At 66.5% G+C, this 10,378-nt stretch carries 8 protein-coding genes; 6 read left to right on the forward strand and 2 right to left on the reverse strand.

The window, feature by feature from the left end; genetic code table 11:
- Window positions 1–220 precede the first annotated feature (220 nt).
- The 5 genes from P3W75_RS25655 to P3W75_RS25675 all read left to right on the forward strand — a co-directional run bounded on the left by P3W75_RS25655 (window position 221) and on the right by P3W75_RS25675 (window position 6,237).
- Entirely contained in the window at window positions 221–2,764 is a 2,544-nt protein-coding gene (locus P3W75_RS25655; RefSeq protein ID WP_276230130.1) for a penicillin acylase family protein, read from the forward strand.
- 355 nt (window positions 2,765–3,119) lie between these two features.
- Window positions 3,120–3,899 carry an ABC transporter substrate-binding protein gene (locus tag P3W75_RS25660; protein ID WP_276230131.1) on the forward strand — a complete coding sequence of 260 codons (780 nt, stop codon included), beginning with the start codon at window positions 3,120–3,122 and terminating at the stop codon, window positions 3,897–3,899.
- Window positions 3,900–3,990: 91 nt separating this feature from the next.
- Window positions 3,991–4,716, forward strand: a complete 726-nt coding sequence (locus tag P3W75_RS25665) for an ABC transporter permease (protein ID WP_276230132.1) — start codon at window positions 3,991–3,993, stop codon at window positions 4,714–4,716.
- Complete coding sequence (locus P3W75_RS25670) at window positions 4,713–5,426, forward strand: ABC transporter permease (RefSeq protein ID WP_276230133.1); 714 nt, start codon at window positions 4,713–4,715, stop codon at window positions 5,424–5,426. The genes P3W75_RS25665 and P3W75_RS25670 overlap by 4 nt, the downstream gene beginning before the upstream one ends.
- A 46-nt stretch (window positions 5,427–5,472) precedes the next feature.
- Complete coding sequence (locus P3W75_RS25675; protein WP_276230134.1) at window positions 5,473–6,237, forward strand: ABC transporter ATP-binding protein; 765 nt, start codon at window positions 5,473–5,475, stop codon at window positions 6,235–6,237.
- A gap of 191 nt (window positions 6,238–6,428) precedes the next feature.
- Here the strand turns inward: P3W75_RS25675 and dcd are convergent, their stop codons facing one another.
- On the reverse strand, window positions 6,429–6,995 hold the full coding sequence (gene dcd, locus P3W75_RS25680; RefSeq protein ID WP_276230135.1) for a dCTP deaminase: 567 nt from the start codon (window positions 6,993–6,995) through the stop codon (window positions 6,429–6,431).
- 85 nt (window positions 6,996–7,080) lie between these two features.
- A complete protein-coding gene (gene apbC / locus P3W75_RS25685; protein ID WP_276230136.1) occupies window positions 7,081–8,175 on the reverse strand; it encodes an iron-sulfur cluster carrier protein ApbC in 1,095 nt (364 codons plus the stop codon).
- A 171-nt stretch (window positions 8,176–8,346) separates the two neighbouring features.
- On the opposite strand from apbC, the gene metG reads away from it, so the two are divergent.
- The coding region (gene metG / locus P3W75_RS25690) for a methionine--tRNA ligase (RefSeq protein WP_276230137.1) at window positions 8,347–10,378 on the forward strand (2,032 nt) is incomplete at its 3' end.

The following is a 10,378-nucleotide window of genomic DNA, read 5'->3' on the forward strand; positions in this document are numbered from 1 at the left end:
TACAGGGAAGCACGGGCGTAGGAGCGGACTCCGTCCGCGATTGGACTCGCCGGCCATGCCAGACGCCCCGGTGGCGCGAACCCCCATTCGCGAACATCCCTGCCCCACTCTCCCGAACCACCCACAGCCCGCGAAATCCCTGCCTCTGCGGCTTGCACGACGGTGCGCGCCTCACTAACGTAGCGGCTTTCCGCAAGCCCCAGTGCAGGAGCACGTTTCCATGGCCCCGCGAGCCTTCCGCCCGCTTCCCCGTTTCGGCCTCGTCGCCGCCCTCGGCGCCGCCGTCAGTCTCGCCGGCTGCCAGAGCTGGCTGGACGACCGCTACGCCGACAGCCTGCCGCCCACCAGCGGGGTGCAGCCGATCAAGGGCCTGGCCGAGAATGTGTCGATCCGCCGCAACGCCCTGGGCATGCCGCTGATCGAGACCAGCACCTTCCACGACGCGCTCTTCACCCTGGGCTACGTGCACGCCAGCGACCGCATCAGCCAGATGGTCGGCCTGCGCCTGATGGCCCAGGGACGGCTGTCGGAAATGGTCGGCCCGGGCGCGCTGGAGATCGACCGGTTCATGCGCACGGTCAACCTCAAGCAGTCCGCCGACGCGCTCTACGCCGGCGCCTCGCCGCGTCTGAAACGCTTCTTCGAAACCTACTCGCGCGGCGTCAACGCCTACCTGTTCCGCTACCGCGACAAGCTGCCGATGGACCTCGCCGAATCCGGCTACCGTCCGGAATACTGGAAGCCCGAGGACTCGGCGCTGGTCTTCGCCCTGCTCAACTTCGGCCTGGCGGTGAACCTGCAGGAAGAGCTGGACTCGCTGGTGCTGGCGCAGAAGGTCGGCGCCGAGAAACTCGCCTGGCTGACCCCGATCTACCCCGACGAGGCCCTGCCCTTCGCCGAGGCCGACAAGCTCAAGGGCCTCAACCTCGGCGGGCAGATTCCCGGCCTGGCCGAGGTCGGCGCCGCCGCCGAGGCGGTCGCCAGCCTGCAGATGATGGGCGTGGCCGCCTCCAACAACTGGGCCATCGCGCCGCAACGCAGCCGCAGTGGCAAGAGCCTGCTGGCCAACGACACGCACCTGCCGCTGTCGATGCCCTCGGTGTGGAACTACGTGCAGATCCGCTCGCCCAAGTACAGCGCCGCCGGCGTCTCCATCGCCGGCGTGCCGGGTGTGGTGGCCGGTTTCAACGGCAAGCTGGCCTGGGGCATGACCATGGTCATGGGCGACAACCAGGACGTGTTCCTCGAACAAGTGCGACGCCAGGGCGGCAAGCTCTACTACCTCGCCGACGGCCAGTGGAAGCCGGCCATCGAGCGCAACGAGACCTTCTTCATCAAGGGCCAGCGCCCGGTCCGCGAAACCATCTACGAGACCCGCCACGGCCCGCTGCTCAACAGCGCCCTGCTCGGCGCGAAGAAGAACGACCTGCAGCCGCTGCCGATGTCCAGCGGCTACGGCCTGGCCTACCAGAGCATCCAGGCGGTGTCCGACAAGACCCTCGACGCGTTCTTCGACCTGTCGCGGGCCAAGAGCGTCGAACAGGCCTTCGACGCCACCCGGGAAATCCGCGCGATACCGCTGAACATCGTGTTCGCCGACGAGAAACACATCGGCTGGCAGGTCACCGGGCGCTTCCCCAACCGCAAGGACGGCCGTGGCCTGCTGCCCTCCCCCGGCTGGGACGGCCGCTACGACTGGGACGGCTACGCCGACCCGATCCTCCACCCGTCCGACCAGGACCCGCAGCAGGGCTGGCTGGGCACCGCCAACAACCGCACCGCGCCGCCGGGCTACGGCGCCCAGCTGTCCAGTTCCTGGTACTACCCGGAGCGCGCCGAGCGCATCGCCCAGCTGGCCAACGCCAGCAAAAGCCACGACGCGCGCAGCATGATCGCCATGCAGTACGACCAGACCACGCCCTTCGCCGCCAAGCTGCAGGCGATGTTCGAGGGCCCGGGCATGGCCGCGCCGCTCAAGCAGGCGATCCAGGCCCTGCCCGAAGCCCAGCGCCAGCGCGCCCGCGAAGCCCTCGACCGGCTGCTGGCGTTCGACGGCAAGCTGTCGCCGACCTCCGCCGACGCCGCGCTCTACGAGGCCTTCCTGCAGGAAAGCAGCAAGCAGATCTTCCTCGACGAACTGGGCCCGGAAGACAGCCCGACCTGGAAGGCCTTCGTGCAGAACGCCAACCTCTCCTACTCCGCCCAGGCCGACCACCTGCTGGGCCGCGACGACAGCCCGTTCTGGGACGACCTGCGCACCCCGCAGAAGGAAGACAAGCCGGCGATCCTGGCGCGCAGCCTGGCCGCCGCCACCGCCTTCTGCGAACAGAAGCTCGGCGCCGACCGCCGCGCCTGGCAGTGGGGCAAGCTGCACACCTACAACTGGGTGAGCGACAGCACCAAGATGGCGCCGTACCTGGACGCCGGCCAGCGCGCCAGCCTGGGCGCGATCAAGGGCTACCTGGACCGCGGCCCCTACGCCGCCGGCGGCGACCACAGCACGCTGAACGTCTCGGCCTACAACTGGGGCCAGGACTTCGACACCTGGCTGATCCCGGCGATGCGCATCGTCGTCGACTTCGGCCAGAGCGAGCCGATGCTCGGGCTCAACAGCAGCGGCCAGTCCGGCAACCCGTCCAGCCCGCACTACGCCGACGGCATCGACGCCTGGCTGAAGGGCGACTACATGAGTTTCCCGTTCCAGAGCCAGAACCTCGACCGCGTCTACGGCAGCAAGCGCCTGACCCTGGTGCCGCAGAAGTAACCGGCCGAAGGAAAAATCTTCGTCCGGCGCGGGAACTTCCCCCGCGCCGGCGGATCAGATCAGTCGACTTACTCCATGATCATCTTGAAGGCACCCTCGGGTGCCTTTCTTTTTTGCTGCGCCGAAAAATTCACCGCGCACCAGCCTGTTACCGAAAATCCCGCCTCCTCGCACCAATGCGGGGCATTCCCTCCCAGCCCGGCTGCTATACCTGTTGCAGGACCGCGCCCGTCGTCCATCTCCTACCGCCCAGACCGGCGCCGGCGCCTCTGGTTCGAAACTTGCTGTCATTTTGATGTTGCATGCGTTCCCTTTCGTTCCACTGCTTGAATCAACCACCCAAGGATTCCACTCGATGAAAAAAGCATGGCTGACTCTCTCTGCCCTGGCGCTCCTGGCTAGCGCCGGCGCCCTGCAAGCCAAGGAATGGAAAGAAATCCGCTTCGCCACCGACCCGTCCTACGCGCCCTTCGAATCCAAGGCGCCGGACGGCAGCCTGGTCGGCTTCGACATCGACCTGGGCAACGCCATCTGCGAGCACCTGAAGGTCAAGTGCGTGTGGATGCCCAACGATTTCGACGGCATGATCCCGGGCCTGAAGGCGCGCAAATTCGACGGCGTGATCTCCTCGATGACCGTCACCGAGGCGCGCAAGAAGGAAATCGACTTCAGCGACAAGCTGTTCACCAGCCCCACCGCGATGATCAGCAAGAAGGGCTCGGGCCTGGAGGCCACCGCCGAATCCCTCAAGGGCAAGACCGTCGGCGTCGAGCAGGGCACCATCCAGGAAACCTTCGCCAAGGCCAAGCTGGAGCCGGCAGGGGTCAACGTGAAGAGCTACCAGAACCAGGACCAGGTCTACGCCGACCTGGTGTCCGGGCGCCTGGACGTGTCCCTGCAGGACATGCTGCAGGCCGAGCAGGGCTTCCTCACCACCGACCAGGGCAAGGGCTTCGAGATCAGCAAGCCGGTGCACGACCCGCTGATGCCGGCCGACATCGCCATCGGCATCAAGAAGGGCAACGACGAGCTGCGCGGCATGATCAACAAGGGCATCAAGGCCATCCACGCCGACGGCACCTACGACAAGCTGCAGAAGAAATACTTCGGCGACATCGACATCTACAACGACTGACCCGCCTCCGCCGCGCCCGGCAGCCGCTGCGCTGGCCGGGCGCGGTCTATTCTGCTCAAGAACAACGCCGAACCAAGGGAGCGCCCCGCGCATGCTCCAGGACTTCTTCCGGACCCTGGCCGACTACACGAGCCTCAAGGGTTACGGCTCCATCCTGCTCGACGGCACCTGGATGACCGTCAAGCTGTCGATCTGCTCGCTGCTGCTGTCGGTGCTGCTGGGCCTGCTGGGCGCCACCGCCAAGCTGTCCGGCTCGAAGCTGCTGCGCTTCCCCGCCACCTGCTACACCACGCTGATCCGTGGCGTCCCGGACCTGGTGCTGATGCTGCTGATCTTCTACAGCCTGCAGACCTGGCTGGCCGACCTCACCGACTACATGGAGTGGGACTACATCGAGATCGACCCCTTCAGCGCCGGCATCATCACCCTCGGCTTCATCTACGGCGCCTACTTCACCGAGACCTTCCGCGGGGCCATCCTCGCCGTGCCGCGCGGCCAGCTGGAAGCCGCCAGCGCCTATGGCCTGACCCGCCTGCAACGGTTCCGCTTCGTGCTCTTCCCGCAGATGATGCGTTTCGCCCTGCCGGGCGTGGGCAACAACTGGATGGTGCTGATCAAGTCCACCGCGCTGGTCTCGATCATCGGCCTCTCCGACGTGGTGCGCGCGGCCCAGGACGCCGGCAAGAGCAGCTACCGCCTGCTGTTCTTCCTGCTGGTGGCCGGCGCCATCTACCTGCTCTTCACCACCCTTTCCAACATCGTGCTCAACGCTCTTGAGCGCCGCTACGCGACCGGCGTGCGCGAGGCCCTGCGATGATCGAGTTGCTGCAGCAGTACGGCAAGGCCTTCCTCTGGACCGACGGCTACCACATCACCGGCCTGGCCATGACCCTGTGGTTGCTGACGGTGTCCATCGCCTTCGGCTTCACCTTCGCCATTCCCCTGTCCATCGCCCGTGTCTCGCGCAACCCGCTGGTGCGCTGGCCGGTGCAGCTGTACACCTACGTGTTCCGCGGCACCCCGCTCTACATCCAGCTGCTGGTCTGCTACACCGGCATCTACAGCGTGGCAGCGGTGCGCGAGCAGCCGATCCTCGACGCTTTCTTCCGCAACGGCCTGAACTGCACCCTGCTGGCCTTCGCCCTGAACACCTGCGCCTACACCACCGAAATATTCGCCGGGGCCATCCGCAACACCGCCCACGGCGAGGTCGAGGCGGCCCGCGCCTACGGCCTGAGCGGCTGGCGCCTGTACCGCTACGTGGTGATGCCCTCGGCGCTGCGGCGCTCGCTGCCCTACTACAGCAACGAAGTGATCCTGATGCTGCACTCCACCACCGTGGCCTTCACCGCCACGGTGCCGGACGTGATGAAGATCGCCCGCGACGCCAACGCCGCCACCTTCCTGTCCTTCCAGTCGTTCGGCATTGCCGCGGCGCTGTACCTGGTGACCTCGTTCACCCTGGTCGGCCTGTTCCGCCTCGCCGAACGCCGCTGGCTGGCCTTCCTCGGCCCCAGCCACGGCTGACCCATTCGCGACCGGCCGCCGCGAAGCGGCCCGACCTGAGGATTCCATGACCACACTGAAGATCGATGCCCTGTACAAGCGCTACGGCGACAACGAAGTGCTCAAGGGCGTCTCACTGGAAGCGCGCACCGGCGACGTGGTGAGCATGATCGGCGCCAGCGGCTCGGGAAAGAGCACCTTCCTGCGCTGCATCAACTTCCTCGAACAGCCCGACGAAGGTCGCATGAGCCTGGACGGCGAGGACATCCGCATGGTCGCCAGCCCCGGCGGCATGCGCGTCGCCGACGCGGCGCAGCTGCAACGCATCCGCACCCGCCTGGCCATGGTGTTCCAGCACTTCAACCTGTGGAGCCACATGACCGTGCTGGAGAACGTCACCCTGGCGCCGCGCCGCGTGCTCGGCGTCGACCGCCAGGAAGCCGAGGCGCGCGCGCGCAAGTACCTGGCCAAGGTCGGCCTGCCGGAGCAGGTGGTCGGCAAGTACCCGGCCTTCCTCTCCGGCGGCCAGCAGCAGCGCGTGGCCATCGCCCGCGCGCTGGCCATGGAACCGGAGATCATGCTGTTCGACGAACCCACCTCGGCGCTCGACCCGGAGCTGGTCGGCGAGGTGCTCAAGGTGATCAAGGCCCTGGCCGAGGAGGGTCGCACCATGATCCTGGTGACCCACGAAATGGCCTTCGCCCGCGAGGTCTCCAGCCAGGTGCTGTTCCTCCACCAGGGCCGCGTCGAGGAACAGGGCCCGCCGCAGGAGGTGCTGGGCCAGCCGAAGAGCGAGCGCCTGCGGCAGTTCCTCAGCGGCAACCTGAAGTAGCGTCGGCGGCGGATAACCGCGAACGGTTATTCGCCCTACCCGGCCACGAAGCCGCGCGCCTCCGGTAGGGCGCATAACGCCCCTGGCGTTATCCGCCGCCACGCACGAGGGCCGATGGTCCGGACGGGCACCCGGCCCACAGGCAAGAAAAAACCGGGCCAAGGCCCGGTTTCTCGTATCCGCCTGAAGCCTCAGGCCTTGGGCAGGGTCACGCCGGTCTGGCCCTGGTACTTGCCGCCGCGATCGCGGTAGGACACTTCGCAGGCTTCGTCCGACTGCAGGAACAGCATCTGCGCCACGCCTTCGTTGGCGTAGATCTTCGCCGGCAGGTTGGTGGTGTTGGAGAATTCCAGGGTCACGTGGCCTTCCCACTCCGGTTCCAGCGGGGTGACGTTGACGATGATGCCGCAGCGCGCGTAGGTGCTCTTGCCCAGGCAGATGGTCAGCACGTCGCGGGGAATCCGGAAGTATTCCACGGTGCGCGCCAGGGCGAAGGAGTTCGGCGGGATGATGCAGACGTCGCTGTTGATGTCGACGAAGCTCTTCTCGTCGAAGTTCTTCGGGTCCACCACGGCCGAGTGGATGTTGGTGAACACCTTGAATTCGGCGGCGCAACGCACGTCGTAGCCGTAGCTGGAGACGCCGTAGGAGATCACCCGGCTGTCGTCGGCGCCGCGGATCTGGCGCTCGACGAAGGGCTCGATCATCCCGTGCTCGAGGGCCATGCGGCGAATCCACTTGTCCGATTTGATGCTCATGGCGGGCGTCCCGTAGCTGCTTGAAAAAGAAACGCGAATCTTACCGGCAGGCGCGCCGCCCGGCAAAGGGGCGCGCCGGGCGGCTTCAATCTTCGCTGATGGAGATGCTCGGCAGCGCCGGAGCGTCCTTCTCGCTCAGGGCGATGCGGGCGCCGACGCAGCGGGCCATTTCCTGGTAGATCATCGCCAGCTGGCTTTCCGGGTCGGCGACCACCGTCGGCTTGCCACCGTCGGCCTGCATGCGGATGGCCATGGACAGCGGCAGCGAGGCCAGCAGCTCCACGCCGTACTGCGCGGCCAGCTTCTCGCCGCCGCCTTCGCCGAACAGGTGCTCGGCGTGGCCGCAGTTGGAGCAGATGTGCACGGCCATGTTCTCCACCACGCCCAGCACCGGGATGTTGACCTTGCGGAACATCTCCACGCCCTTCTTCGCGTCGAGCAGGGCCAGGTCCTGCGGGGTGGTAACGATCACCGAGCCGGCCACCGGGACTTTCTGCGCCAGGGTCAGCTGGATGTCGCCGGTACCCGGCGGCATGTCGATCACCAGGTAGTCCAGGTCGTTCCAGGCGGTCTGGGTGATCAGTTGCAGCAACGCGCCGGAAACCATCGGCCCGCGCCAGACCACCGGGGTGTTGTCGTCGGTGAGGAAGGCCATGGACATGACCTCAACGCCGTGGGCCTCCAGCGGCACGAACCACTTCTGCTCGCGTACTTTCGGCCGGGTGCCCTCGGCGATGCCGAACATGATGCCCTGGCTGGGGCCGTAGATGTCGGCGTCGAGGATGCCCACCCGCGCGCCTTCGCGGGCCAGCGCCAGGGCCAGGTTGGCGGCGGTGGTGGACTTGCCCACGCCGCCCTTGCCGGAAGCCACGGCGATGATGTTCTTCACGTTGCTCATGCCCGGCACCTGGGCCTGGGCCTTGTGCGCGGCGATGTTCACGTCGACCTTCACCTGGGCGGCGTCGACCCCGTCGGCGGCTTCCACGGCCATCTGCACGGTCTGCGCCAGGCCGTTCTTGAACAGGCCGGCGGCGTAGCCCAGTTCCAGCGTCAGGGCGACGCGCCCGCCCTGGATGTCGAGGTCGCGCAGGTAGCCGGCGTCGAGCAGGTTCTGGCCGGTGTGGGGATCGATGATCTGGCGGAGTACGGCCTCCACCGTGGCGCGGGTGACGACGCTCATGGGTTCTCCCGAATAAAGACTGAGCACAATAGGCGGGCATATTACCCCTGTAGGAGCGAGCTTGCTCGCGAACAACCGCAAGGCAGCCGCCGCGCCCCCACGGGTGAAAAAAATGTCCCGCGCCTATATAGTTGCTGACTTCCCTCGTTTTGCCCCAATGGCCTGAGCATCATGTCCGAAAACCGCCAGATCCTCGTCACCAGCGCCCTGCCCTACGCCAACGGCTCCATTCACCTGGGCCACATGCTGGAATACATCCAGACCGACATCTGGGTGCGCTTCCAGAAGATGCGTGGCAACCAGGCGGTGTACGTCTGCGCGGACGACGCCCACGGCTCGGCCATCATGCTGCGCGCCGAGCGCGAAGGGATCACCTCGGAACAGCTGATCGACGGCGTGCGCGCCGAGCACATGGCCGACTTCGCCGACTTCCTGGTGAACTTCGACAACTACCACTCGACCCACTCGGAAGAGAACCGCGCGCTGTCCTCGGCCATCTACCTGAAGCTGCGCGAGGCCGGGCACATCGCCACACGCCCGGTGACCCAGTATTTCGACCCGGAAAAGCAGATGTTCCTGGCCGACCGCTTCATCAAGGGCACCTGCCCGAAGTGCGGCACCGCCGACCAGTACGGCGACAACTGCGAAGCCTGCGGCGCCACCTACGCGCCGACCGAGCTGAAGGACCCGAAATCGGCGATCTCCGGCGCCACCCCGGTGCTCAAGGAGTCGCTGCACTACTTCTTCAAGCTCCCCGACTTCCAGGCCATGCTGCAGCAGTGGACCCGCAGCGGCACCCTGCAGGACTCCGTGGCCAACAAGCTCGCCGAATGGCTGGACAGCGGCCTGCAGGAGTGGGACATCTCGCGTGACGCGCCCTACTTCGGCTTCGAGATCCCCGACGCCCCGGGCAAGTATTTCTACGTCTGGCTGGACGCGCCGATCGGCTACATGGCCAGCTTCCAGAACCTCTGCGCGCGCCGCCCGGAGCTGGACTTCGACGCCTACTGGAACAAGGATTCCAAGGCCGAGCTGTACCACTTCATCGGCAAGGACATCGTCAACTTCCACGCGCTGTTCTGGCCGGCCATGCTCGAAGGCGCCGGCTACCGCAAGCCGACCGCGCTGAACGTGCACGGCTACCTGACCGTCAACGGCCAGAAGATGTCCAAGTCGCGCGGCACCTTCGTCAAGGCGCGCACCTACCTGGACCATCTGGACCCGGAATACCTGCGCTACTACTACGCCTCCAAGCTCGGCCGCGGCGTCGACGACCTCGACCTGAACCTCGAGGACTTCGTGCAGAAGGTCAACTCCGACCTGGTCGGCAAGGTGGTCAACATCGCCAGCCGCTGCGCCGGTTTCATCCACAAGGGCAACGCCGGCGTGCTGGTCGACGCCAACCCGGCGCCGGAACTGGCCGAGGCCTTCAAGGCCGCCGCGCCGAGCATCGCCGCCGCCTATGAAGCCCGCGACTTCGGCCGCGCCATGCGCGAGATCATGGGCCTGGCCGACCAGGCCAACGCCTGGATCGCCGACAAGGCGCCCTGGGCGCTGAACAAGCAGGAAGGCAAGCAGGACGAGGTCCAGGCCATCTGCGCCCTGGGCGTGAACCTGTTCCGCCAGCTGGTGATCTTCCTCAAGCCGGTGCTGCCGAAGCTGGCCGAGGCCGCCGAGGCCTTCCTCAACGTCGCCCCGCTGACCTGGGCCGACCACCAGCAACTGCTGGCGAATCACCAACTGAACCCGTTCAACCCGCTGATGACCCGTATCGAGCCCGCGAAAATCGAAGCCATGATCGAAGCCTCCAAGGAAGACCTCGCCGCCGCCAACCAGCCGCAAGGCAATGGCGAACTGACCAAGGACCCGTTGGCCGCGGAGATCAACTTCGACGCCTTCGCCGCCGTCGACCTGCGCATCGCGCTGATCGAGAAGTGCGAGTTCGTCGAGGGTGCCGACAAGCTGCTGCGCCTGTCCCTGGACATCGGCGACGAGAAGCGCAACGTGTTCTCCGGCATCAAGAGCGCCTACCCGGACCCGAGCAAGCTCGAAGGCCGCCTGACCCTGTACGTGGCCAACCTGGCCCCGCGCAAGATGAAGTTCGGCGTCTCCGAGGGCATGGTCCTGGCCGCCGGCCCCGGCGGCGAGGAAATCTACCTGCTCAGCCCAGACAGCGGCGCCAAGCCCGGCCAGCGCGTGAAGT

This window comes from Pseudomonas citronellolis, assembly GCF_029335315.1.
Taxonomy (GTDB): Bacteria; Pseudomonadota; Gammaproteobacteria; order Pseudomonadales; family Pseudomonadaceae; genus Pseudomonas; species Pseudomonas citronellolis_A.

Bases quoted from the DNA above. Each gene is read 5' to 3' on its own strand.
- apbC (WP_276230136.1), bottom strand. From the start codon at position 8,175: ATGAGCGTCGTCACCCGCGCCACGGTGGAGGCCGTACTCCGCCAGATC.
- dcd (WP_276230135.1), bottom strand. From the start codon at position 6,995: ATGAGCATCAAATCGGACAAGTGGATTCGCCGCATGGCCCTCGAGCAC.
- P3W75_RS25670 (WP_276230133.1), top strand. From the start codon at position 4,713: ATGATCGAGTTGCTGCAGCAGTACGGCAAGGCCTTCCTCTGGACCGAC.
- P3W75_RS25660 (WP_276230131.1), top strand. From the start codon at position 3,120: ATGAAAAAAGCATGGCTGACTCTCTCTGCCCTGGCGCTCCTGGCTAGC.
- P3W75_RS25655 (WP_276230130.1), top strand. From the start codon at position 221: ATGGCCCCGCGAGCCTTCCGCCCGCTTCCCCGTTTCGGCCTCGTCGCC.
- P3W75_RS25675 (WP_276230134.1), top strand. From the start codon at position 5,473: ATGACCACACTGAAGATCGATGCCCTGTACAAGCGCTACGGCGACAAC.
- P3W75_RS25665 (WP_276230132.1), top strand. From the start codon at position 3,991: ATGCTCCAGGACTTCTTCCGGACCCTGGCCGACTACACGAGCCTCAAG.